Origin of the sequence: Lysobacter sp. 2RAF19 (assembly GCF_052115395.1) — a bacterium.
In the GTDB taxonomy this organism is placed as follows: Bacteria; Pseudomonadota; Gammaproteobacteria; order Xanthomonadales; family Xanthomonadaceae; genus Noviluteimonas.
In genome coordinates this window covers 44,217-66,704 of the sequence record NZ_JBFRGO010000002.1, presented here as the reverse complement: position 1 = coordinate 66,704, position 22,488 = coordinate 44,217, and the positions used below count along the sequence as shown (strand labels likewise).

Sequence of the window (22,488 nt, the reverse complement as noted above, 5' to 3'; positions counted from 1 at the left end):
GTAGAGCCGCTTCGGCTCGGATAACCCAGCACGCCTGAGGACCATCGCGGCATCCCGAACCGGATGCCGTGCATGGCGCGCCTGCTTGCGTTGTTCCTGTTGCTCATCGCCGCGTGGCCGGCCGATGCGCGATTCGTTTCCGTCGATCCGGTGCAAGCGCAAGCCGACAGCGGCGCGGGCTTCAACCGCTACGCCTACGCGAACGACAACCCGTATCGCTTCCGCGACCCCGATGGGCGTTGGGCCGAAGACTTGTTCATCGGCGTGCCGAGCGTGGCATTCGGCGCGAAGAGTCTTTACGACAACGTGCGCGCCGGGAATTTCGGCGCCGCGGTCGTCGATGGGCTCGGCATCGGCGCGGATGTCGCGGCGATTCTCACGCCGGGGGTTCCGGGTGGGGTGGGGCTTGGGGTCCAGGCGAGTCGGGCGGCTGCGCGATTGCCGGATGAAGCGCTTGTCGTTCGGGGAGGCAACGCGAATCCTCCTCTAGGCGGCAATAGCCCGGAAGGGATCGCCAAGGGCACCGGATTGCATGAAGGCGCCGGAGTCGTCGGATTCTCCGTCGAAAGCGCTGCAGGCAAAACCGTGTGCGAACTTTGCGCGCCGATTCGAAATAACCAGGTGGGTGTCACGAACGTGGGCTCGATCAGGGCGGCCGGCGGCGATGTGATAATTACGCTAGGGCAATCTCCAAACCACGCGACGGTCACGGGGCTGGCTCCCGAGACCGCGTCGCAGCTGATGGAAATCCAGAGGAACTCGGCGAAGAACCCATGATCCCGCCACGCATCTACGTCGACTTCAACAGCCTCGATATCGACGGGTTCCGGTTCAATGCCTACGGCACCGTGCGGGACATCGCCGCACTTGGACTGGTCCTCGAAGAAGGCATGATCCTGCGGGTGAGTGACGGCGATCTGCGCGGCACGATCGTCGTGCGCGCCACGAGCGACGCAGACCTCTGGCGAGGGGAGCTGATCGATGGACCGCATGACGTACAGCGCCCATTCGCGCCGAATGCATTCCTCGTCGATGACGCCGGCGGGCTGATCGTCGGCTTGTCCTCCGGACTGATGTGGCATCCCGATCCGTGCCTTTTCGCACTGCTCGCAACCGAAACGACCGGCCGGCGAAACCTGTATGCCGCCACGCGCGTCGAGCGCAGGGCCTACAAACGGTTGGAGCGCGCGTCTCGAAAAGGTGCACTTGGTGACATGGCGCCCAGGAATGAAATCGCGGAACTCCGAAGCCATCTCGCGCTGCCCACGACGATGCTCGCGTTCACGACCCGGCTGGAAGGATTCCCGGTGAGACATGCCGTCGCAGGTCCTTTCGCCGAGCGCGTGCGCCATGTGCTCGAACGCGGCACACCGGATGAGATCGAAGCTTGGTTCGACATTCCGACCCGCAGGTGGATCGATTGGTACACAGTGCCCACGCGCGGTTGGCAATCCCAAAAATCCTGGGTCTCAACTCCGTAACCGCACCGGCGGCGTCCCCGCGCTCTTCCCTTCCACGAACATCCCCACGCGCTCGCCCACGCGGCGGAACAACAGATCCACGCGCTCGCCACCGAGGGCGACTTCGTGCAAGCGCACTTCATCGATGCCATCGGGCAAGCGCGGCCGGTCGACGTGGATCTCGCCGCGCAGGCCGTCGATCTCCACGCCCAGGCATGCCTGCAACAGCATGAACGGTGCGCCCGCGGCCCAGGCTTGCGGCATGCACGCGACCGGATACGCGATCGGCGGCGCGCCCTGCACGCGGTGGAAGCCGCAGAACAATTCGGGCAGGCGCATGTCGAAGTGGACCGCGGCTTCGAACGCGCTGCGCAACAGCTGCACGGCCGCGTCGCGATGGCCGTAGCGCGCGATGCCCGCGGCGCACAGCGCGGTGTCGTGCGGCCAGATCGAACCGTTGTGGTAGCTCATCGGGTTGTAGCGGGCCTGGCCCGAGGCGAGCGTGCGCAGCCCCCAACCGGTGTGGAAATCGTGTTCCATCAGGCGCTTCGCCACGTCCGCCGCGCGCGCGGCAGTGGGCAATCCGCAGTACAACAAATGTCCCGGGTTGCTCGAACGCACCGCGCACAGCGCACCTTCGCCATCCACCGCGATGCCGTAGAAGCCTTGTTCGTCCATCCAGAATTTCGATTCGACCGCGGCCTGCATGCGCGCTGCGCGACCGGCCCAGACCTGCATCCCGGTTTCGTCGCGTCGCAATTCGGCGAGCTCCGCCATCGCGCGGAACGCCGCGTACGCGTAACCCTGCACTTCCACCAGCGCGATCGGGCCTTTCGGAAAACGGCCGTCGGCATGGAACACCGAGTCCTCGCTGTCCTTCCAGCCCTGGTTCGACAGGCCGGTGGATTCGCCGCGTGCATAGTCGAGGAAGCCGTCGCGATTGGCGTCGCACACGCGCTCGATCCAACCCGTCGCCGCGAGCAAGGCCGGCCACAAGGTGTCGATGAATCCGGCATCGCCCGTACGCCGCGCATAGGCGCCGGCGAGCATCACGAACAGCGGCGTGGTATCCACGCCGCCGTAGTAGCGGCCGAAGGGCAGCTCGCGCAGCGCCGACATCTCGCCGCGCCGCGTCTCGTGCATGATCTTGCCCGGCGCCGAATCCAGGAACGAGGACTCTTCCTGCGCCTGGTGCGCGGCGAGGAAGCCGAGCACGCCGCGCGCGATGCCCGGGTCGAGCCACAGCGTCTGCATCGCGGTGATCACCGCGTCGCGTCCGAAGGGCGTGGAAAACCAGGGGATGCCAGCATACGGATACGGGCCGGTTTCCAGTTCGCTCGTCAGCAACGCCAGGTCCGCGCGCGAGCGTTGCATCCAGGCGTCGAACAAGGGCCCGCTGCTGCGCACGTGCGCGCCTCGGCGGCCGCGCTTGCGCATGCGTTTGCGCGCCTTGGCCGCGGCATCGCGGTGGCGCTCGCGCGAGGGCAGGGGACCACCGGGTTCGCTGCCCACTTCGACGAACAGCGATTGCTCGACACCGGGCACCAACTGGAGCAGGAATTCGAAGGTCGCGCCGTTGACGTTCGTCGCCGGCTGCGAGAACGCGACCGCCGACTTGCGCAACACCTTGTCCAGCCCTTCGTAGCTGAACACCACGCCACGCGGGCCCAGCGAGGCTTCGGGATCGAGCAACTTGCCGCGCGCCTGGCGCACCTGGCCACGCACTTCGAACATGTCGCGGAAGTCCGCGGCGACCTCGATGCGCAGCGGCGCCACGAATGCATTGGTCCCGTAGTTCATCAGCGTGATGCGTTCGAACAAGCGTTCCTCGTAGAGGAAGCGCGAGCGCAACAGATGGATCAGGCCGTGCGCCGCCGCCGCGGTCTCACCCAGCGGCGGCAACTGGCGATTGGTCATGTGCGAGAGGAAGAAGACGTTGTCCGCCGTGACCGCGGCGCTCAACAACGCAGGCTGCGTGTCGCCCAGGCGCAGGCGGAACATCGACAGCAGGCGCGTGTCGTCGCGGAACAGGCCGGTGCTGCCCTCCTCGACGTCGCCGTAGCCGTTGGCGACGAGGAAGCTGTCGCCGTCCTTCAGCACATGCGTGGAATACAGCGCGGCGGTCGCCGCCGGATCCATATCCGGTCAGGCCAGGCGCAAGCCGAGGTCCTGCGACCGGCCGCGTGAGAGTTGCGTATAGAGGCGCACGTAGCGCTCCGCCATGACTTCCGAGGTGAAGCGCCGTTCGAAGACTGCGCGAACCGCGGCGCGGTCGTAGCCGATGACCTCGCGCGTCGCCGCCACGGCCTCGTCTTCGCTGTCGACGATGCGGCCGGTCTGCCCTTCATCGATCACTTCCGGCACCGAGCCGCAGCGCCACGCGACGACCGGGGTGCCGCAGGCCATCGCTTCGATCATCACGATGCCGAAGGGTTCGGGCCAGTCGATCGGGAACAACAGCGCCGCGGCATTGCCGAGGAATTCGGGCTTCTGCGCATCCCCGATCTCGCCGACGAAGGTCACATCGGATGCGCCGTGCAACAGCGGCGCGATCTCGCGTTCGTAGTACGCCTTGTCCGCCCCGTCCACTTTCGCCGCGATTTTCAGCGGCATGCCGACGCGCCGCGCGATGGCGATCGCACGGTCCACGCGCTTCTCCGGCGAAATGCGGCCGAGGAAGGCGAGGTATTCGCCGCGCGGGTTCGCATTGAACGGCAGCAAGGTCGCTGGCAAGCCGTGATGCACGGTGTCGATCCAGTTCGCGTTGCGCAGCGGACGGCGCTGGTCGTTGGAAATCGACGCGAGCGGAAACTGCGGCCAGCGCCGATACACCACCGGCAGATCCTTGAGATCCAGGCGGCCATGCAGCGTGGTCAGCGTCTGCGCCGCGCAATCCTCGAAGAACGGGAAGTGGATCATGTCGACGTGGAAATGCAGCACGTCGAACTCATCCATGCGATTGCGCACTTCCTGCAGCATGCCCATGTGCGCGGCGAGGTCGGACTTGTGCTCGGCCGGGTCCAGGCGGATCGCCTGGTCGCGCACCGAAACCAACTTCGCGCGCGTTTGTGCTTCGGCCGAAGCGAACAGCGTGACATCGTGGCCAGCATCCACCAGTGCATCGGTGAGCCAGGCCACCACCCGTTCCGTGCCGCCGTAGAGCTTGGGCGGAACCGCTTCATAGAGCGGGGCGATCTGCGCAATCTTCAATTCGTCTTCCCGGAGCCGCAATGGTGTTGCGGCCGTTGCACAACGTTAGCGGCGCGCCCGTATACGAGGCGTGCGTGCAAACGGTTTCCGCAACATCGCCGCCGCATTCAGGCGACCGTACGGCCGCTAACCGCGCGGCCCGCCCATCACCGGCAGGATCACGCCGTTCACATACGACGCGGTCACCGGTGAGGCGAGGAACACGAACGCGGGCGAGATCTCTTCGGGTTGCGCCGGCCGCTTCATGTCGCTCTTCTTGCCGAACTCGGCGACTTTCTCCGCCGGGCTGTCGGCCGGATTCAACGGCGTCCACACCGGGCCAGGCGCGACGGCATTCACGCGAATCCCGCGCTCGAGCAGGTTGGACGCCAGCGACTTGGTGAACGCGTGGATCGCGCCCTTCGTCGCCGAGTAATCCAGCAGGTGCTCGCTGCCGAACAAGGCCGTCTCCGAGCCGCAGTTGATGATCGACCCGCCTTCTTCCATGTGCGGCAGCGCGGCGCGCGCCATGTGGAAGTAGCCGCCGATGTTGGTCTGCAAGGTTTCCTGCAGTCGCTCCTCGCTGATGTCTTCGATGCGCTCGCTGTGCAGCTGGAAGGCGGCGTTGTTCACCAGGATGTCGAGCTTGCCAAAGGCCTTCAGGGTCTTCTCGACGGCTTGCTCGCAGAAGCGCACGGACTTGACGTCACCCGGGATCAGCACGCACTTGCGGCCTTCGCGTTCGACGTGCTCCTGCGTGACGCGCGCATCTTCGTGTTCGGACAGATACACGATCGCCACGTCTGCGCCTTCGCGTGCGAACAGCACCGCAACCGCGCGGCCGATGCCCGAGTCGCCGCCGGTGATGATCGCCGACATGCCCTCGAGCTTCTTGCTGCCGACGTAATCCGGCGCGAGGAAGCGCGGCGCGAGATCGAGTTCATGCTCGTTCCCGGGCTTGGCGATGTGCTGCGCCGGCAGGTCCGTCGGTTCCTTGCGCAGGCCGGCTTGCGTCGCTTTCTTCGCGGGCGCCTTCCCCCTGGATTGCTTCGCGTCCTTCGCGTCCTGCTCTGCCTGGACGGCACGATGTTTGCGTGCGGCGTCTTCGCCCGCGCCCTTGCCGGATTGCTGCCTGGCCATCGCGCACCTCGTTTTCTTTGGATGCCTCGACGTTATCGGGGCGCGCGTCGAACCCGCATGATCGCCCGTCACGCGCTGCAGCCGTTTGCCGCGTTAGCTTGCTCGCGTTCACGAGCCCCAGGAGCCAGCCATGCCGCGCGATACCCCAGGCGATCAATATTCCCCGCGCCGATCCGTCGAGCACCGCGATCCGCGCATGGCCCACCGGCTGCACGATGCCGATGTGCGCATCGATCGTCGCGACCGGGACATCTACGACGGCTTGCCGTCGGTGACCAACCGCGACAACGCGCCCGTCGGCGCCGTCAGCTATCGCGGCGTGGGACCGACGCAGCAGTGGCGCTCGGACGAACGCATCGGCGAGATCCTGCACGAGAACCTCACCGGCGCCGACACCATCAACGCCACCGCGGTCATCGCCGTGGTGACCGACGGTGTCGTGACGCTCAACGGCTGGGTTCCCGCGCGCGCGATGAAACATGATGCCGAAGAGATCGCCTGGAACATCGCCGGCGTGAAGGATGTCCACAATCGCATCACGATCGGCGAGTCGCCCGATGCGCTGGGCAAGCCCGGACAGGCGGTCCGTTCGGGCAACGACCAGCAGGGCAGCGGTTTTTCGAGCTCCGACCGCGTCGACATCTCCGACAGGGACATCGGCGACGTCGACGACCAAAACCGGGCGTGACATCACGCACGATCACGCGGCGTCCACCCGGGCCTCACGGCGCTTCGGGAGAATGAACCGGATGGAATCGCGTGATGCGCCCCCACGCGACGGCGTGCTTCCCTTGCCGCCGTCGCCCGTGGCCGATTGGGCCCTGTTCCTCGATGTCGATGGATGCTTGCTGGACTTCGCGCCGCATCCCTCGCAAGTCGTCGTGCCTGCGAATCTGCAACGCGACATCGTGCGCTTGTCGGAGATGCTCGGCGGCGCGCTCGCGCTCGTGAGCGGTCGTTCGCTCGATGCGATCGACGAGGTGTTCGGACAGTTGCGCGCGATTCCCGCGGCAGGCATGCATGGCCTGGAACGTCGCGAATCCGATGGACGCAGAACGTATCCGCCCGTCGCGCCCGAAGCACTCGATGGTGTGTTCGCCGAAGCGCAACACGTCGCGATCGGTTTTCCCGGCGCCATGGTCGAACGCAAAGGCCCCAACCTCGCGATGCATTGGCGCGCTGCACCGGACGCGCGCGATGCATTCCGCGCATTCTCCGCGGCGGCCTTGCGCGTGTTGCCCGACTACCGCGTGCAAGGCGGCGACATGGTGCTGGAACTGCGCCCCGGTGGTTCGTCGCCCGACAAGGGCACGGCCGTCGAAGCCTTCATGGCGCAAGCGCCGTTCCGTGATCGCACGCCGGTTTTCGTCGGCGACGATCTCACCGACGAACACGCGTTCTCGATCGTCAACGCGTGCGAGGGCCTGAGCGTACTGGTCGGCGATCGCATGCCGAGCGTCGCGCGCTGGCGCCTTCCGAATCCCGCCGCGGTGCGCGCATGGCTCGCACGCGCCACCGCCCACGATGGAGTGCACGCATGATCCGACCCGCCAACCTCGACCTCGGCGTCATCGGCAACGGCACGTTCGGTGCGCTGCTGGATTCGACCGGCACGGTGGTGTGGTGCTGCCTTCCCGCGTTCGACGGCGACCCTGCGTTCTGCGCATTGCTCTCGCCCAAGCGCGAGGGCGGGATGTGGGAAATCGAGATCGAAAACTTCGCGGGCAGCGAACAGCACTACGTGCCGAACACCGCGATCCTGCGCACCATCCTGCGCGACAAGAACGGCGGCGCAGTCGAAATCACCGACTTCGCGCCGCGCTGGCGCCATTACAACCGCTTGTATCGGCCGGTCGGCCTGTATCGTCGCGTGCGCCCGCTTTCCGGCGCACCGCGCATCCGCGTGAAGTTGCAGCCCCTCGCCGAATGGGGCGCGCGCGAGCCCGAGCGCACCTGGGGCAGCAACCACATGCGCTGGTTGTTGCCGGACCACGTGCTGCGATTGACGACCGATCTCTCGCTGCGCCTGTTGCGCGACGAATTGCCCTTCGTGCTCGATCGCGAGTTGCACTTCGTGCTCGGCCCGGACGAAACACTGACCCAACCCATCGGCGCCTTCATCCGCGACGCCGAGGAACGCACGACGATCTATTGGCGCGAATGGACGCGCTACCTCTCCATCCCGCTGGAGTGGCAGGACGCCGTGATCCGCAGCGCGATCACCCTCAAGCTGTGCCAGTACGAAGACACCGGCGCGATCATCGCGGCGATGACGACCTCGATCCCCGAAGCGCCCCACACGCAGCGCAACTGGGACTATCGCTACTGCTGGCTGCGCGATGCCGCCTTCGTGGTGCGCGCGCTCAATCGCCTCGGCGCGACCGCGACGATGGAGGAGTACATCCGCTACATCTTCAACCTCGTCACCGGCGAACGCGCGGATCTGCAGCCGGTCTACGGCATCGGCTTCGAAGCGGCGCTGCACGAGGACGAAGCCCCCGCACTCGACGGCTATCGCGGCATGGGCCCGGTGCGCGTCGGCAACCTGGCCTGGAAACAGGTCCAGCACGATGTATACGGCAGCGTCATGCTCGCCTCCACGCAACTGTTCTTCGACCAGCGCCTGCAGCAACCGGGCGATGCCTCGACTTTCGCGCGCCTGGAACCGCTCGGCGAGCAGGCGTGGTTGATGCACGACCAACCCGATGCCGGGCTGTGGGAGTTCCGCGGCCGCACGTCGGTCCACACGTACTCGTCGGTCATGTGTTGGGCCGCGTGCGACCGCCTCGCGAAGATCGCCGCACGCTTCGGTCTGGGCGATCGCGTCGAACATTGGCGCGGTCGCGCCGATCGCATCCACGCCACGATCCTCGACAAGGCATGGAACGCGCAGGCGGGCCACTTCGCCGATGCCTTCGGCGGCGACCGCCTGGATGCGAGCCTGCTGTTGCTGGCCGACACCGGTTTCATCGAAGCGAGCGATCCGCGTTACATCGCGACGGTCGAAGCGATCGGGAAGGGATTGCGGCGCGGGCACGGCCTGTATCGCTACATCGCGCCGGATGATTTCGGCGCGCCGGAAACGAGTTTCACCATCTGCACCTTCTGGTACGTCGAAGCGCTGGCGTCGATCGGGCGCGCCGGTGAAGCGCGCGCGCTGTTCGAAAGCGTGCTCGCGCGGCGCAATCCGCTGGGGCTGTTGTCGGAAGATCTCGGGTTCGAGGATGGGCAGGCCTGGGGAAATTTCCCGCAGACCTATTCGCACGTCGGCCTGATCAGCGCCGCGATGCGCCTCTCGCGCCCCTGGCAGGAAGCCACGTAATGCAGGTCCGACGATGAGCGCCCTTGGCGACGGCCGCCTCGTCGTGGTGTCCAACCGGGTCGCGATGCCCAACGAGCATCGCGCGGGCGGATTGGCCGTGGCGATGCGCGCGGCGCTCAAGGAACACGGCGGCATGTGGTTCGGCTGGAGCGGCAAGCGCGTGCGCGAGGCGTCGGGCACCCTGCACAAGGTCGAGAACGGCAATACGACGTATTGCACGATGGACCTGTCGGTCGAGGACTTCGACCATTACTACAACGGGTTCGCCAATCGCACGCTCTGGCCCTTGCTGCACTTCCGACTGGACCTGGTCGATTATTCGCGCGATACGCAGGACGGCTATCGCCGCGTCAATGCCCTGTTCGCGGAGAAGCTGGCGACGCAGTTGCGCGAGAGCGACATCGTGTGGGTGCACGACTATCACATGATCCCGCTCGCGCAACGGCTGCGCGAACTGGGAGTCGGCAATCGCATCGGCTTCTTCCTGCACGTGCCGATGCCCTCGTCGGATCTGCTCGCGGCCTTGCCGAACCATGAAGTGTTGTTCGGCGCACTTGGTGCCTACGACCTGGTCGGCTTCCAGACCGAGCGCGACCTGGATCGTTTCCAGAGCTACGTGCGCCTGTACCTGGGCGGCCGCGCGTTCGCGGATGGGCGGATGCGCACGGCGGACGGTCGCGAATTCCGCGCCGCCGCGTTCCCGATCAGTATCGACACCGATCACATCGCGCGGCAGGCCAAGGCGGCGAGCACGCGCGCGTCGGTGCAGCGCTTGCGCGAAAGTCTCGGCAGCCGCGTGCTCGCCATCGGCGTGGATCGGCTCGATTATTCCAAGGGCCTGCCCGATCGCTTCCGCGCGTTCGAACGTTTCCTGGATCGCTATCCGGAAATCCACGGGCAGATCACGTTCCTGCAGCTGGCGCCGGTGTCGCGCAGCGAAGTGCCGGAATACCAGGCCCTGCGCCGCGAACTGGAAGGGCTCGCCGGCCACATCAACGGGCGCCACGCCGCGCCGGACTGGACGCCGGTGCGCTACGTCAATCGCGACTTCTCACACGGCGTGTTGACGGGCTTCTATCGCAGCGCCGAGATCGGCGTGGTCACGCCATTGCGCGACGGCATGAACCTGGTCGCGAAGGAGTTCGTCGCCTCGCAGGATCCGCAATCGCCCGGCGTGCTCGTGCTGTCGCGCTTCGCCGGCGCCGCGGCGGAGATGAAGGAAGCGCTGCTCGTGAATCCTTACGACCTGGATGGCGTGGCCGATGCATTGGCGCAGGCGCACGCGATGCCGGCGAGCGAACGCAAGGAACGCTGGAACGCGTTGCACAAACGCCTGCGTCGCCACGACATCACGCTGTGGCGCCACAAGTTCCTCGAAGCGCTGGTGAGCTAGGCGCCGCCCGCGAATCCCTGCTGGCGCCACGCTTCGAACACGACGACGGCCACCGCGTTGGAAAGATTCAGGCTGCGATTGTCGGGCCGCATCGGCAGGCGCAGGCGTTGCGCTTCGGGCACCTGCGCGAGCACGTCTTCGGGCAGGCCGCGCGTCTCGGGGCCGAAGAGGAAGGCATCGCCTTCGCCGTATTGCGGCGTATCGAATCGCACGCGACCGCGCGTACTCAATGCGAACAGGCGCTTGGGTTGGATCATCGCCAACGCATCGTCGAGCGAATCGTGGACCTGGAGCTTTGCGTACTCGTGATAGTCCAGGCCCGCGCGGCGCAGTTGTGCGTCTTCGAGCGTGAAGCCGAGCGGGCGAACCAGATGCAGGCGTGCGCCGGTGTTGGCGCACAGGCGGATCACGTTGCCGGTGTTGGGTGGGATCTCGGGCTGGAAGAGGACGACATCGAACATCCGCGCATTGTGCGACGGATCAACCCTTGATCGCAGGCATCTCGACCTTCCGCAGCACATGCAGCGCACCCGGCAGCATCGAGTGGAAATCGACGCGACGCGGTGCCACCAGTTCCTGCTTCGCCGCGGCGGCGGCCAGGCAGTCGTCCGACGGGGCGGCGGCACCGGCCGGCGTGATTGCGCCGATGAGGATCAGCAAGGCGGCGACGGGGAGGGCGAGCAGGCCGCGCTTGAGCTGCGTGGTGAGGGACATGGCGAACTCCTTTCGAATCGTCGGACGTCTGTGTCCGGATACACCAATGGATGCACGAGGCATGCCAATGGTTAACGTGTTGATTCGAAAGCGATTGCCGCAGGCGACAGCGGTGTCCGCGGACGTCCGCGCCCTTCACCAGGCCATCGGCTGTCCGCGCCAGTCGAGGAACCGGCCGCTGTCGGCGGGCTTCAAACCGGCGATCGTTTCCAGCAAACCGGCCGCCGAGTCTTCCGGCGTCAGTTCGCCACCCGCGCCGCCCATGTCGGTGCGCACCCAGCCGGGGCTGAGGGCGACGACCTTGATGCCGCGCGGCTTCAACGCGAGCGCCAGCTGCACCGTCGCCATGTTCTGCGCGACCTTGCTCATCGAATAACTCGGCGAACGGAATTCGTTGCGCGTACCCAGCGATGCCATCTGCGTGGAGATGTTCGCGATGCTCGCGCCATCGGCGAGCCAATGTTCGATCGCCTGCACGAGCAGCAAGGGCCCGATCGCATTGATGCGCAGGCTGTCTTCCAGGATGTCGGCGTGCAATTTCCCCCAGCGTTCGCCGCTGTGGAGCACGCCGGCGTTGTTCACCACCAAGTCCAGGCGCGCGTCCTCGAGCACGAGCGGCAACTCGCGCGCGAGTTCGTCGCGCGACTTTTCCGATGCGACATCGAGCGGAAGCACATGCAATCGACCGGGATATTCGCCGGTCAGCGTATTCAGTGCGGTGGCCTTGCCGGGGTGGCGCGCGGTGGCGACCACGCGGTGGCCGCGTGCGAGCAAGCCGCACACCAATGCGAGGCCGAGGCCGCGATTGGCGCCGGTGACGAGGCTGTGGGCTGGCGTGGCCATGCGCGTCCTTGTCGGGTGTGCCGTCTTACCTAGTGTATCGGCGGCGGGCCCGGGCTAGGATCGAAGGTCGTACAGATCGCCATTGCGACCCAGGAGCCTCATCGCATGACCCCGACCCGACCCTTCGCCACCGGCGCCCTTGCCCTCGCATTGTCCGTCGCCCTCGGTGGCGCGGCCTTCGCGCCCGCGCCCGTGCAGGCGAAGACGCCCGCCGCGTCCACTGTCGACATCCCGTACGAGACCTTCACGCTGCCCAATGGCCTGCGCGTGATCGTGCATACCGATCGCAAGGCGCCGATCGTCGCGGTGAACCTGTGGTACCACGTCGGCAGCAAGGACGAGCCTTCGGGCCGCAGCGGTTTCGCGCACCTGTTCGAGCACCTGATGTTCAACGGCTCGGAAAACCACAAGGGCGATTTCTTCCCGCCGCTGGAAACCGTCGGCGCCACCGACCTCAACGGCACGACGAACACCGACCGCACCAACTATTTCGAGAACGTCCCCACCACCGCGCTCGACACCGCGCTGTGGATGGAATCCGACCGCATGGGCCACCTGCTCGGTGCGATCGACCAGGCCACGCTCGACGAGCAGCGCGGCGTGGTGCAGAACGAAAAGCGCCAGGGCCAGAACCAGCCCTACGGCCAGGTCTGGGAAGTGCTGCAGAAGACGATGTATCCGGCCGGCCACCCGTACCACCACACGACGATCGGTTCGATGAACGATCTCGACGCCGCCAAGCTCGAGGACGTCAAGAACTGGTTCCGCACCTGGTACGGCCCGAACAACGCCGTGCTCGTGCTCGCCGGCGACATCGACCTGGCCACCGCGAAGCAGAAGGCCGCCGAATTCTTCGGCGACATCCCGGCCAGCCCGACGATGGCGCAGCCGAAGATCGATCCGGCCCGCCGCACGCAGACCACGCGCGCGACGATGGAAGACAAGGTGCCGCAGACGCGCATCTATCGCGTCTGGAACGTCGCGCAGTACGGTGCGCCGGATGTCGATCGCCTGCAGTTGCTCGCGCAGGTGCTCGGCGGCAGCAAGTCCTCGCGCCTGGACAAGCGTTTGCTGTTCGACGACAAGACCGTCGACAGCGTGTCGGCCTACGTCGACGCCTCGCAGCTGGGATCGAACTTCCTCATCCAGGCCGACGTGAAGCAGGGCGTGGACGAAGCGAAGGTCGAGGCCGCCATCGACGAAGAACTCAAGCGCCTGATCGCACAAGGCCCGACGGCCGCGGAACTGGAACAGGCCCGCACCGTGTTCAAGGCCGGCTTCGTGCGCGGCATCGAACGCATCGGCGGTTTCGGCGGCAAGGCCGACGCGCTCGCCGAATGCGCGATCTACACCGGCAACCCCGGTTGCTTCCGCGACAGCCTGAAGACCATCGAGACCGCGTCGGTCGCCGACATCCAGAAGGCCGGCAAGGACTGGCTCGCACAGGGCGACCACGTGCTCGTCGTGCAGCCCGGTGCCCGCAAGGATCTTCCCGAAGATCCGGCGGGGACGCCCGCGCCCTTCGTGCTGCCCAAGGCCGATCCGAAGTACAAGACCACAGCCAGCAACGTCGACCGCAGCAAGGGCGTGCCGATCACCGACGACTTCCCGTCGCTCAAGTTCCCGGCGCTGCAGCGCGCGACGCTGAGCAACGGCACGAAGGTGATCCTCGCCGAACGCCACGACATCCCGGTCGTGCAGATGAGCTACATGTTCGGCGGCGGCTACGCGTCCGACCAGGGCAAGAAGCTCGGCACCTCGGGCTTCGCGATGGGCATGCTCGACGAAGGCGCGGGCGACATGGACGCGCTGGCGTTCGGCAATCGCGCCGAAGCGCTCGGTGCGAACCTCGGTGCGTCGGCCTCGCTCGATGGCGCGACGGCGTATCTGTCTGCGCTGAAGGAAAAGCTCGATCCTTCGCTCGACCTGTTCGCGACGATGCTGCGCAACCCGCGCTTCGACCAGAAGGAAATCGATCGCGTGCGCGCCTCGTGGATCGCGGGCATCAAGCAGGAGAAGGCCAAGCCGCAGGGCGCGGCGATGCGCGTGTTGCCGCCGCTGCTGTACGGCGACAACCATCCCTACGCGATTCCCTTCAGCGGCACCGGCACCGAAGCCTCGATCGGCTCGCTGACGCGCGATGACCTGGTCGCCTTCCACCATGCGTGGGTGCGTCCGGACAACGCGACGCTCGTGATCGTCGGCGACACCACGCTGGCCGAAATCACGCCGATGCTGGAGAAGAAGTTCGGCGACTGGAAGGTCGACGGCGCGGCGCCGAAGCTGGCCGCGCCGCCGCAGGTCGCATTGCCGAAGCAGCCGCGCGTGTTCCTGATCGATCAGCCCGGCGCCGTGCAGGCCAACTTGTATGTCGGCCAGGTGATTCCCTCGAGCAAGGATGCCGGCGCGGTGAAGCTCGACTTCGCCAACAGCGTGCTCGGCGGCGAGTTCTCCTCGCGCCTGAACATGAACCTGCGCGAAGACAAGCACTGGGCCTACGGCGCGTACAGCATGGCGTCCAACGCCCTGGGCCAGCGCCCGTGGATGGCCTTCGCGCCGGTGCAGATCGACAAGACGGCCGAATCGCTCGCCGAACTGCGCCGCGAGATCACCGAGTACGCCGACGGCAAGGCGCCGCCGAAGGCCGAAGAAGTCACGCGCATCCAGAACACCGAGATCCGCGGGATGCCCGGTTCCTACGAAACGGCCGGCGCGGTGATGTCGACCATCGGCGGCATCGTGCGTTACGACCGTCCGGACGATTACGTCGTGCAGCGCATGAAGGAAGTCGAGGGCCTCAACGCCGCGCAGGTCGCGCAGGCGGCGAAGGCGATCGATCCGAACGCACTGACCTATGTCGTCGTCGGTGATCTGTCGAAGATCGAGAAGCCGGTGCGCGCGTTGAACATCGGCGCGGTGTCGGTGGTCGATGCCGACGGCAAGCCGGTCGGCGGCGCCGCCAGCCCGGCCCCGGCGGCGAAGAAGTGATGCGCGGCACGGTGATCCTGCTCGCACTGGCGTGCACGCTGACCGCGTGCACGTGGGTGAAGATGGCCCCCGGCGCGAGCGCGGTGAAAGTGGTGCAGGGCATTCCCGCGGGCTGCGAGAAGCGGGGCGAGGTCGAGGTGTCGGTGAAGGACAGTGTCGCCTTCTACGACCGCAATGCCTTGCGCGTGCAGGACGAACTGGAAACCCTGGCCCGCAACGAAGCGCCCGGCCTGGGCGCGGACACGGTGCAGGCCCTTGGCCCCCCGGCCGATGGCAGCCAGCGTTACGCCGCGTGGAAATGCCACTGACGGGGCGTGAAAACGCCCTGTAAACCGGCTGAACCGCTCAACTTCATGAATCCCCGGGTCGATCCCGGCCCGGGGACCCCCCGAAACCGTGTGCAGCGGCGGTGAAGCCGGTATCCTGACGGGCTCCGCGCACCGGCAGTACGCCGCCGTACGTGGCGCGAAGTTCCAAAGCCCCGCTTCCGACCTGCAAGGCATCGCCCATGTTGTTCCAACACGTCGCCATCGCCGGCCTCGCCCACGTCGACGCGCCGCGTCGATTGAGCTCGGACGAAATCAACGCTCGCCTCAAGCCCACGCTCGATCGCCTCGGCATCAAGACCGACGTGCTGAAGGACGTCGCGGGCATCCATGCGCGCCGCCTGTGGGATGAAGGCATGCAGGCGTCCGATGCGGCGACGCTCGCCGCGGTGAAGGCCCTGGCCGACGCCGGCATCGACCCCAACAAGGTCGGCCTGCTGGTCAACACGTCGGTGAGCCGCGACTACCTGGAACCGTCGACCGCCTCGATCGTCAGCGGCAACCTCGGCCTGTCCGACATGTGCCAGAACTTCGACGTGGCCAATGCGTGCCTGGCCTTCCTCAATGGCATGGACATCGCCAGCCGCATGATCGAACGCGGCGAGATCGATTACGCGCTGGTCGTCGATGGCGAAACCGCCGACCTGGCCTACGAGAAGACCGTCGAGCGCCTGCTGCGTGTCGAAACGACCGAAGAAGAATTCAAGAACGAACTCGCGACGCTGACGCTGGGCTCCGGCGCCGCCGCGATGGTACTCGCGCGCGCCGAACTCGTCCCGGGCGCCCCGCGCTACAAGGGCGGCGTCACGCGCGCGGCCACCGAGTGGAACAAGCTGTGCCGCGGCAACCTCGATCGCATGGTCACCGACACCCGCATGCTGCTGATCGAAGGCCTCAAGCTCGCGCAGAAGACGTGGGCGGCGGCGAAGATCGCGCTGGGGTGGGTCGCCGAGGAGATGGACGAGTTCGTCATCCACCAGGTCAGCCAGGTGCACACGGCTGCCTTCGTGAAGGCCTTCGGCATCAACCCGACCAAGGTGCTCACCATCTTCAACGAGCACGGCAACATCGGCCCGGCCTCGGTGCCGATCGTGTTGTCCAAGCTTCGCGAGATGGGCCGCCTGAAGAAGGGCAGCCGCATCGCGCTGCTCGGCATCGGTTCGGGCCTGAATTGCTCGATGGCAGAAGTCGTCTGGTGAAGCGGGGCGGCGAGCCCTTCCCCGATTACCCGTTCGAACCGAAGCGGATCGAAATCCGCGACGGCATCGCGCTGTCGTACCTGGACGAAGGCCCACGCGACGGCGAAGTCGTGGTCATGCTCCACGGCAACCCGTCGTGGAGTTACTACTGGCGCCATCTCGTGCTCGGCCTGCGCGACCGCTATCGCTGCATCGTGCCCGACCACGTCGGCATGGGCCTGTCCGACAAGCCCGGCGACGCGGCGTATCGCTACACGCTGCAATCCCGCGTGGACGATCTGGAGCGCTTGCTGGCGAAGCTGCACATCGACGGGCCGGTGACGCTCGCCGTCCACGACTGGGGCGGCATGATCGGCATGGGTTGGGCGATGCGCCATCCGCTGCGGGTGAAGCGCTGGGTGGTGCTCAACACCGCGATGTTCACGCTGCCCGAAGCCAAGCCGATGCCGTGGCAGCTTTCGTTCGGGCGCGATTCGAAGCTCGGCGCGTTCGCGATCCGCGGGCTCAATGCGTTTTCGGGCATCGCCTCGTATGTCGGCGTCGACCGCCGCATGCCCGCCGACGTGCGCCGCGCGTATGTCGCGCCCTACGACACCTGGGACCATCGCATCGCGACGTTGCGCTTCGTGCAGGACATTCCGCTGCGCGAAGGCGATCCGGCGTGGGACCTGGTGTCCGCCGGCGGCCGCGCGCTGCCGTCCTTCGCGCATCGTCCGGCCTTCATCGGCTGGGGCCTGCGCGATTTCGTGTTCGACAAGCACTGCCTCGGTGCGTTCACGCGCGCCTGGCCGAATGCCGAAGTCCACGCGTTCGACGACGCCAATCATTACGTGCTCGAGGACAAACACGAGGTCCTGGTGCCGGAGATCCGCACCTTCCTCGATGCGCATCCGCTGACGTGAGCGCCGCCTGCAACATCGCCGCGTCGCTGCCCGTGCTCGCACGCGAGCGCGGCGCGCAGGTGGCGATGCGTTGCCCGGGCCGCGATGGACGTTACGAGGTGGCGATCACCTACGCCGAACTCGACCGCCGCAGCGACGCGATCGCCGCCGGCCTGGCACACCGCGGCATCGTGCGCGGCACGCGCACCGTCGTGATGGTGCGGCCGACGCCGGAATTCTTCCTGCTGATGTTCGCGTTGTTCAAGGCCGGCGCCGTGCCGGTCCTCGTCGACCCGGGCATCGACCGGCGCGCGCTGAAACAATGCCTGGACGAAGCGGCACCCGATGCCTTCATCGGCATTCCGCTCGCGCAATTCGCGCGCGTGCTGCTGCGCTGGGCGCCGAGTGCGTACATCCGGATCACGACCGGGCGACGCGCGATCCTCGCCGATGCGACGCTCGCGCAGGTCGAACGCGACGGCGCGAACGCCGGCCCGCAACTCGCCGACACGCAACCCGACGACGTCGCCGCGATCCTCTTCACCAGCGGCTCGACCGGACTGCCGAAGGGCGTGGTGTATCGCCATCGGCATTTCGTCGCGCAGGTGGGCATGTTGCGCGATGCGTTCGGGCTGGAAGCCGGTGGTGTCGATCTGCCGACGTTCCCGCCCTTCGCCTTGTTCGATCCTGCGCTGGGCGTCACGTCGATCATTCCCGACATGGATCCCACGCGGCCGGCGAAGGCCGATCCGAAGCGTTTGCTGCAGGCGATCGAACGCTTCGGCGTGACGCAGCTGTTCGGTTCGCCCGCGCTGGTCGGCGTGCTCGCGCGACATGGCGCGCACTTGCCGACGGTGAAGCGCGTGTTGTCCGCCGGCGCGCCGGTGCCCGCCGACGTCGTTGCCCGCATGCGCGAACTGCTGCCCGACGATGCGCAACTGTGGACGCCCTACGGCGCCACCGAATGCCTGCCCGTCAGCGTGATCGAAGGCCGCGAACTGCAGGCCACGCGCGAAGCGACCGAACGCGGCGCAGGCACTTGCATCGGCCGGCCCGTACCGCCGAACGAAGTCCGCATCATCCGCATCGACGACGACGCGATCGAACAGTGGTCCGATGCGCTGCTCCTGCAGCCCGGCCAGATCGGCGAAATCACCGTCGCCGGTCCGACGGCGACCGACACGTATTTCCGTCGCGATGCGGCGACGAAGCTTTCGAAGATCCGCGAGACGACCGCGAACGGCGAACGCATCGTCCACCGCATGGGCGACCTGGGCTGGATCGACGGGGAAGGGCGGCTGTGGTTCTGCGGGCGCAAGACGCAGCGCGTCGTCGTCGATGAAACAACGACCCTGTGCACCGAACAGGTCGAGCCGATCTTCAATTCGGCGACCCTCCGGACCGCGCTGGTCGGCGTGGGCCCCAAGGGCGCGCAAACGCCGGTGCTGTGCTTCGAAACGCTTGCCGGCCCCGGGCACAACGTGGCCGACCTGCAGGACGAACTCCGCCATATCGCCGAAGGCCATGTCCACACCGCGAAGATCCGCCACTTCCTGCGCCACCCCGGCTTTCCCGTCGACATCCGCCACAACGCCAAGATCGGTCGTGAGAAGCTTGCCGCGTGGGCAGCGGGCGAATTGAAGGGACGCACATGAAAGTCCTGGTCACCGGCGGTGGCGGCTTCCTCGGGCAGGCGTTGTGCCGCAACCTCGTCGAACGCGGGTTCGACGTCGCCAGCTTCAATCGCGGTCGTTATCCGGAGCTCGATGCGCTCGGCGTGCGCCAGGTGCAGGGCGACCTCGCCGATCGCGATGTATTGGTGAACGCCGCGCAAGGCGTCGGCGCGATCTTCCACAACGCCGCCAAGGCCGGTGCGTGGGGCCCGTACGAGGACTACTTCCGCGCGAACGTGCTGGGCACGCGCAATGTGCTCGATGCATGTCGCACGCATGGCATCGCGCGCCTGGTGTACACCTCCACGCCGAGCGTCACGCATCGCGCGACGCATCCGGTCGAAGGCGGCACCGCGGACACCGTGCCCTATGGCACGCAGTTCAAGGCCGCTTACGCAACGACGAAAACCATCGCGGAACAGGAAGTGCTCGCGGCCAACGATGCACAACTGGCGACCATCGCGTTGCGCCCGCGCCTGATCTGGGGCCCCGGCGACAACCAGTTGGTCCCGCGCCTGGCCGATCGCGCGCGCGCGGGGCGGTTGCGCATCGTCGGGAGTGGCCAGAACCTGATCGACACCACCTACATCGACAACGCCGCGCAGGCGCATGTCGATGCCTTCCACCACCTCGTGCCGGGGGCCGCGTGCGCCGGCCGCGCTTACTTCATCAGCAACGGCGAGCCCATGGAGGCCGCCAAGCTGGTGAACGCGCTGCTGCGCGCGGTGGGCGCGCCCGCGGTGGAAAAGCATCTGTCCTTCCGCACGGCCTACGCGATCGGCGCGGTGTGCGAGGCGGCGTGGACGGTGCTGCCCCTGGGCGGCGAGCCGCCGCTCACGCGGTTTTTGGCCGAGCAACTCGCCACGGCGCATTGGTACGACATGGGCCCGGCCACGCGCGATTTCGGCTACGTCCCCAAGGTCACGATCATCGACGGATTGCGCTTCCTCGCCGAAGCCCACATGCGTGTCCGCTAGAATCGGGGCATGAACGCCTCGACCACCGACGGCCCGTCCTTCAACTGGCGCCAGCATGCCGGGCGCGCGCTTCAAGCCGCGCTCAATCGCGCGCTTGCGCTCGACCCCGACACGCGTGCCGCGCTCGGGCCGCTGGACGGCCGCCGCATCCAGCTGGCGGTGGAATCGCCCGCGCTGGCGGCCGAGATACGCGTGGAAGGCGATCGCCTGGTCGTCGGTCCGGCCGACACGGCGCGCGAACCCGACCTCGGCGTGCGCGGCACGCTCGGCGGCTTGCTGGCCCAACTGCCGTTCTTCAAGCGCGACGACGCACCGCCCGTCGGTCGCGTGCGCGTCTCGGGCGACGCGGACCTCGCGCGCCGATTGCAGCGCATGGCCGAACGCTTCGATCCGGATTGGCAGCAACCCTTCGTCGCCGTGTTCGGCGAAATCCTCGGCGTGCAGGTGGCCAAGGGCGTCGCCGCCGCGTTGCGCGAAGCGAAGGCCGCGGGCAAGAGCGTCGCCGGCAGCGCCGCCGAATATTTCACGGAAGAGTCGCGCGACATCGTCGCCAAGGCCGAGCTGCACGCTTTCCTCGACGATGTCGACAACCTGCGCGACGACGTCGAACGCCTTGCGGCGCGCGTGCACCGCCTGCAAAAGCGCGGAGGGCTCGCATGACGCCGGTCCTGCGCGCCGCGCGCATCGGTCGCGTGCTGCTGCGCTATCGGCTCGACGATCTGCTCGACGACACGCCGGCCGAACGCTGGCTGCGCCTGATGCGGCCGTTCGTGCCGAGCGCCTCGCGCGAGATCGCCGCGCAATCGCGCGGCGCGCGCCTGCGCCTGGCGCTGCAGGAACTGGGGCCGATCTTCGTCAAGTTCGGGCAGATCCTTTCGACACGACGCGACCTCGTGCCGCCCGACGTCGCCGAAGAACTCACGCTGCTGCAGGATCGCGTGGCGCCCTTCGACGGCAACACGGCGCGCGCGCTGGTCGAACAAGCGCTTGGACGCCAGATCGACGTAGCCTTCGCGAGCTTCGACACCACGCCGCTGGCGTCGGCGTCGATCGCGCAGGTACATCCGGCGACGCTGCACGCCGTCGGCGATGCGCCGCCGCGCGAGGTCGTGGTCAAGGTCTTGCGGCCCGACATCGAGAAGCAGATCAACGCGGACATCTCGCTGCTCAAGTCGATCGCCGCGCTGGTCGACCGCACGCATCCGTCCGCCGACAAGATTCGCCCGCGCGAAATCGTCGCCGAGATCGAGAACACGCTGGCGGCCGAACTCGACCTGCAGCGCGAAGCGGCGAATGCCTCGGTGCTGCGTCGCAACTGGTTGGGATCGAACGATCTCTACGTCCCCGAGCCGATCTGGTCGCACACCGCGCAGCGCGCGCTGACGATGGAACGCGTGCGCGGCATCCCGAGCGACGACATCGCCGCGCTCGACGCCGCCGGCATCGACCGCAAGGCCCTCGCCGCGAAGGGCGTGCGCGTGTTCTACCAGCAAGTCTTCCGCGACAACTTCTTCCACGCCGACGCGCACGCCGGCAACATCTGGGTCGATGCCCACCGCAAGAGCGATCCGAGTTTCATCGCGCTCGACTTCGGCATCATGGGCCAGCTGTCCAGCGAGGATCAGTACTACCTCGCGGAAAATTTCATGGCGATCTTCAACCGCGACTATCGCCGTATCGCCGAATTGCACGTGCAGGCCGGCTGGATGCCCTCGCACATCCGCATCGACGAACTCGAAGCCGCCGCGCGCGCCGTGTGCGAACCGTATTTCACGCGGCCCTTGTCGGAGATCTCGCTCGCCGAAGTGCTGCTCAAGTTGTTCCGCACCGCGCAGCGTTACGAACTCACCCTGCAACCGCAGTTGATCCTGCTGCAGAAGACGCTGCTGAACATCGAAGGCGTCGGGCGCCAGCTCGACCCGACCATCGACATCTGGGCCGTCGCGCGCCCGGTGCTCGAAAAAATCCTCGTCGATCGCTACAGCCCGCAACAGCTGATGGCCGAATTCCGCAAGCGCCTGCCCGAGATGGTGACGCGCGCGCCGGAAATGCCGCGTCTGCTGCACGCATGGCTGACGCAGCAGGTGCAGGGCCAACACTCGCTACAGATGCGCTCGCAGGACGTGCGCGATCTCACGCAGATGATCCGCGGCGCACAACGCCGCACGATCTCCGCGATCCTCGGCACCGGTCTGCTGGTCGTCGCCGCGGTGCTGTACGGCCTGGAAGCCGGCGGCCCGCGCATCGTGGGCGTGCCTGCGGCGGTGTGGATCGCCGCGCTCGGCGGCGCCTGGGCGTTGTTGGCCGCCTGGCCGCGACGGAAATAGCTCCCTCCCCTGCGAAGGCAGGGGAGGGTTGGGGAGGGGTCGCGTCAGACTTCAGC

Annotated in this window: 20 protein-coding genes; 14 read left to right on the top strand and 6 right to left on the bottom strand. The window is 67.1% G+C overall.

Annotated features, from left to right (window positions below):
• Positions 1-90 precede the first annotated feature (90 nt).
• The gene (locus tag AB4059_RS07140) at positions 91-777 is read left to right on the top strand and encodes an RHS repeat-associated core domain-containing protein (RefSeq protein ID WP_498978012.1); all 687 of its coding nucleotides are present in this window, start codon (positions 91-93) and stop codon (positions 775-777) included.
• The gene (locus AB4059_RS07135; protein ID WP_498978010.1) at positions 774-1,481 is read left to right on the top strand and encodes a hypothetical protein; all 708 of its coding nucleotides are present in this window, start codon (positions 774-776) and stop codon (positions 1,479-1,481) included. Before AB4059_RS07140 ends, AB4059_RS07135 begins: the two co-directional genes overlap by 4 nt.
• On the opposite strand, the gene AB4059_RS07130 is transcribed toward AB4059_RS07135, so the two are convergent.
• The 3 genes from AB4059_RS07130 to AB4059_RS07120 all read right to left on the bottom strand — a co-directional run bounded on the left by AB4059_RS07130 (position 1,470) and on the right by AB4059_RS07120 (position 5,789).
• On the bottom strand, positions 1,470-3,599 hold the full coding sequence (locus AB4059_RS07130) for an amylo-alpha-1,6-glucosidase (RefSeq protein WP_498978008.1): 2,130 nt from the start codon (positions 3,597-3,599) through the stop codon (positions 1,470-1,472). The genes AB4059_RS07135 and AB4059_RS07130 overlap by 12 nt on opposite strands.
• 6 nt (positions 3,600-3,605) lie before the next feature.
• Positions 3,606-4,670, bottom strand: coding sequence for a glycosyltransferase family 4 protein (locus tag AB4059_RS07125; protein WP_498978006.1), 1,065 nt, complete (start codon positions 4,668-4,670; stop codon positions 3,606-3,608).
• Between the two features lie 126 nt (positions 4,671-4,796).
• The gene (locus AB4059_RS07120) at positions 4,797-5,789 is read right to left on the bottom strand and encodes an SDR family oxidoreductase (protein ID WP_498978004.1); all 993 of its coding nucleotides are present in this window, start codon (positions 5,787-5,789) and stop codon (positions 4,797-4,799) included.
• A gap of 196 nt (positions 5,790-5,985) precedes the next feature.
• Between AB4059_RS07120 and AB4059_RS07115 the strand changes: the two genes are divergently transcribed.
• From AB4059_RS07115 to otsA, 4 genes are all read left to right on the top strand, one after another.
• Positions 5,986-6,477, top strand: coding sequence for a BON domain-containing protein (locus tag AB4059_RS07115; RefSeq protein WP_498978002.1), 492 nt, complete (start codon positions 5,986-5,988; stop codon positions 6,475-6,477).
• A 61-nt stretch (positions 6,478-6,538) separates the two neighbouring features.
• The gene (otsB, locus tag AB4059_RS07110) at positions 6,539-7,330 is read left to right on the top strand and encodes a trehalose-phosphatase (protein WP_498978000.1); all 792 of its coding nucleotides are present in this window, start codon (positions 6,539-6,541) and stop codon (positions 7,328-7,330) included.
• A complete protein-coding gene (locus tag AB4059_RS07105) occupies positions 7,330-9,111 on the top strand; it encodes a glycoside hydrolase family 15 protein (protein ID WP_498979026.1) in 1,782 nt (593 codons plus the stop codon). Before otsB ends, AB4059_RS07105 begins: the two co-directional genes overlap by 1 nt.
• A 13-nt stretch (positions 9,112-9,124) precedes the next feature.
• Positions 9,125-10,504, top strand: a complete 1,380-nt coding sequence (gene otsA, locus AB4059_RS07100; protein ID WP_498977998.1) for an alpha,alpha-trehalose-phosphate synthase (UDP-forming) — start codon at positions 9,125-9,127, stop codon at positions 10,502-10,504.
• On the opposite strand, the gene trmL is transcribed toward otsA, so the two are convergent.
• The 3 genes from trmL to AB4059_RS07085 all read right to left on the bottom strand — a co-directional run bounded on the left by trmL (position 10,501) and on the right by AB4059_RS07085 (position 12,061).
• Entirely contained in the window at positions 10,501-10,965 is a 465-nt protein-coding gene (gene trmL, locus AB4059_RS07095; RefSeq protein ID WP_498977996.1) for a tRNA (uridine(34)/cytosine(34)/5-carboxymethylaminomethyluridine(34)-2'-O)-methyltransferase TrmL, read from the bottom strand. The two genes, otsA and trmL, sit on opposite strands and share 4 nt — an antisense overlap.
• A 19-nt stretch (positions 10,966-10,984) precedes the next feature.
• On the bottom strand, positions 10,985-11,218 hold the full coding sequence (locus AB4059_RS07090) for a hypothetical protein (RefSeq protein ID WP_498977994.1): 234 nt from the start codon (positions 11,216-11,218) through the stop codon (positions 10,985-10,987).
• Between the two features lie 135 nt (positions 11,219-11,353).
• Complete coding sequence (locus tag AB4059_RS07085) at positions 11,354-12,061, bottom strand: SDR family oxidoreductase (RefSeq protein WP_498977992.1); 708 nt, start codon at positions 12,059-12,061, stop codon at positions 11,354-11,356.
• Positions 12,062-12,166: 105 nt separating this feature from the next.
• Here AB4059_RS07085 and AB4059_RS07080 point away from each other — a divergent pair, with 105 nt between their 5' ends.
• The 8 genes from AB4059_RS07080 to ubiB all read left to right on the top strand — a co-directional run bounded on the left by AB4059_RS07080 (position 12,167) and on the right by ubiB (position 22,432).
• Positions 12,167-15,049: a M16 family metallopeptidase gene (locus AB4059_RS07080; protein ID WP_498977990.1), complete on the top strand. Its 2,883-nt coding sequence runs from the start codon at positions 12,167-12,169 to the stop codon at positions 15,047-15,049.
• Positions 15,049-15,357: a DUF4156 domain-containing protein gene (locus AB4059_RS07075; RefSeq protein WP_498977988.1), complete on the top strand. Its 309-nt coding sequence runs from the start codon at positions 15,049-15,051 to the stop codon at positions 15,355-15,357. The genes AB4059_RS07080 and AB4059_RS07075 overlap by 1 nt, the downstream gene beginning before the upstream one ends.
• 200 nt (positions 15,358-15,557) lie before the next feature.
• The gene (locus tag AB4059_RS07070) at positions 15,558-16,574 is read left to right on the top strand and encodes a 3-oxoacyl-ACP synthase III (protein ID WP_498977986.1); all 1,017 of its coding nucleotides are present in this window, start codon (positions 15,558-15,560) and stop codon (positions 16,572-16,574) included.
• Positions 16,571-17,476, top strand: coding sequence for an alpha/beta fold hydrolase (locus AB4059_RS07065; protein WP_498977984.1), 906 nt, complete (start codon positions 16,571-16,573; stop codon positions 17,474-17,476). The genes AB4059_RS07070 and AB4059_RS07065 overlap by 4 nt, the downstream gene beginning before the upstream one ends.
• Positions 17,473-19,110 carry an olefin beta-lactone synthetase gene (gene oleC, locus AB4059_RS07060; protein ID WP_498977982.1) on the top strand — a complete coding sequence of 546 codons (1,638 nt, stop codon included), beginning with the start codon at positions 17,473-17,475 and terminating at the stop codon, positions 19,108-19,110. The genes AB4059_RS07065 and oleC overlap by 4 nt, the downstream gene beginning before the upstream one ends.
• A complete protein-coding gene (oleD, locus tag AB4059_RS07055) occupies positions 19,107-20,105 on the top strand; it encodes a 2-alkyl-3-oxoalkanoate reductase (protein WP_498977980.1) in 999 nt (332 codons plus the stop codon). Before oleC ends, oleD begins: the two co-directional genes overlap by 4 nt.
• A 9-nt stretch (positions 20,106-20,114) precedes the next feature.
• Positions 20,115-20,765, top strand: coding sequence for a ubiquinone biosynthesis accessory factor UbiJ (locus tag AB4059_RS07050; RefSeq protein ID WP_498977978.1), 651 nt, complete (start codon positions 20,115-20,117; stop codon positions 20,763-20,765).
• A complete protein-coding gene (gene ubiB, locus AB4059_RS07045; protein ID WP_498977976.1) occupies positions 20,762-22,432 on the top strand; it encodes a ubiquinone biosynthesis regulatory protein kinase UbiB in 1,671 nt (556 codons plus the stop codon). Before AB4059_RS07050 ends, ubiB begins: the two co-directional genes overlap by 4 nt.
• Positions 22,433-22,488 lie beyond the last annotated feature (56 nt).

What these genes read in the sequence shown, in the direction of transcription:
- AB4059_RS07135 (WP_498978010.1), top strand. Translation starts at nt 774, where the DNA reads ATGATCCCGCCACGCATCTACGTCGACTTCAACAGCCTCGATATCGAC.
- AB4059_RS07130 (WP_498978008.1), bottom strand. Translation starts at nt 3,599, where the DNA reads ATGGATCCGGCGGCGACCGCCGCGCTGTATTCCACGCATGTGCTGAAG.
- AB4059_RS07120 (WP_498978004.1), bottom strand. Translation starts at nt 5,789, where the DNA reads ATGGCCAGGCAGCAATCCGGCAAGGGCGCGGGCGAAGACGCCGCACGC.
- AB4059_RS07115 (WP_498978002.1), top strand. Translation starts at nt 5,986, where the DNA reads ATGGCCCACCGGCTGCACGATGCCGATGTGCGCATCGATCGTCGCGAC.
- otsB (WP_498978000.1), top strand. Translation starts at nt 6,539, where the DNA reads ATGGAATCGCGTGATGCGCCCCCACGCGACGGCGTGCTTCCCTTGCCG.
- otsA (WP_498977998.1), top strand. Translation starts at nt 9,125, where the DNA reads ATGAGCGCCCTTGGCGACGGCCGCCTCGTCGTGGTGTCCAACCGGGTC.
- trmL (WP_498977996.1), bottom strand. Translation starts at nt 10,965, where the DNA reads ATGTTCGATGTCGTCCTCTTCCAGCCCGAGATCCCACCCAACACCGGC.
- AB4059_RS07090 (WP_498977994.1), bottom strand. Translation starts at nt 11,218, where the DNA reads ATGTCCCTCACCACGCAGCTCAAGCGCGGCCTGCTCGCCCTCCCCGTC.
- AB4059_RS07085 (WP_498977992.1), bottom strand. Translation starts at nt 12,061, where the DNA reads ATGGCCACGCCAGCCCACAGCCTCGTCACCGGCGCCAATCGCGGCCTC.
- AB4059_RS07080 (WP_498977990.1), top strand. Translation starts at nt 12,167, where the DNA reads ATGACCCCGACCCGACCCTTCGCCACCGGCGCCCTTGCCCTCGCATTG.
- AB4059_RS07075 (WP_498977988.1), top strand. Translation starts at nt 15,049, where the DNA reads ATGCGCGGCACGGTGATCCTGCTCGCACTGGCGTGCACGCTGACCGCG.
- AB4059_RS07070 (WP_498977986.1), top strand. Translation starts at nt 15,558, where the DNA reads ATGTTGTTCCAACACGTCGCCATCGCCGGCCTCGCCCACGTCGACGCG.
- oleD (WP_498977980.1), top strand. Translation starts at nt 19,107, where the DNA reads ATGAAAGTCCTGGTCACCGGCGGTGGCGGCTTCCTCGGGCAGGCGTTG.
- AB4059_RS07050 (WP_498977978.1), top strand. Translation starts at nt 20,115, where the DNA reads ATGAACGCCTCGACCACCGACGGCCCGTCCTTCAACTGGCGCCAGCAT.
- ubiB (WP_498977976.1), top strand. Translation starts at nt 20,762, where the DNA reads ATGACGCCGGTCCTGCGCGCCGCGCGCATCGGTCGCGTGCTGCTGCGC.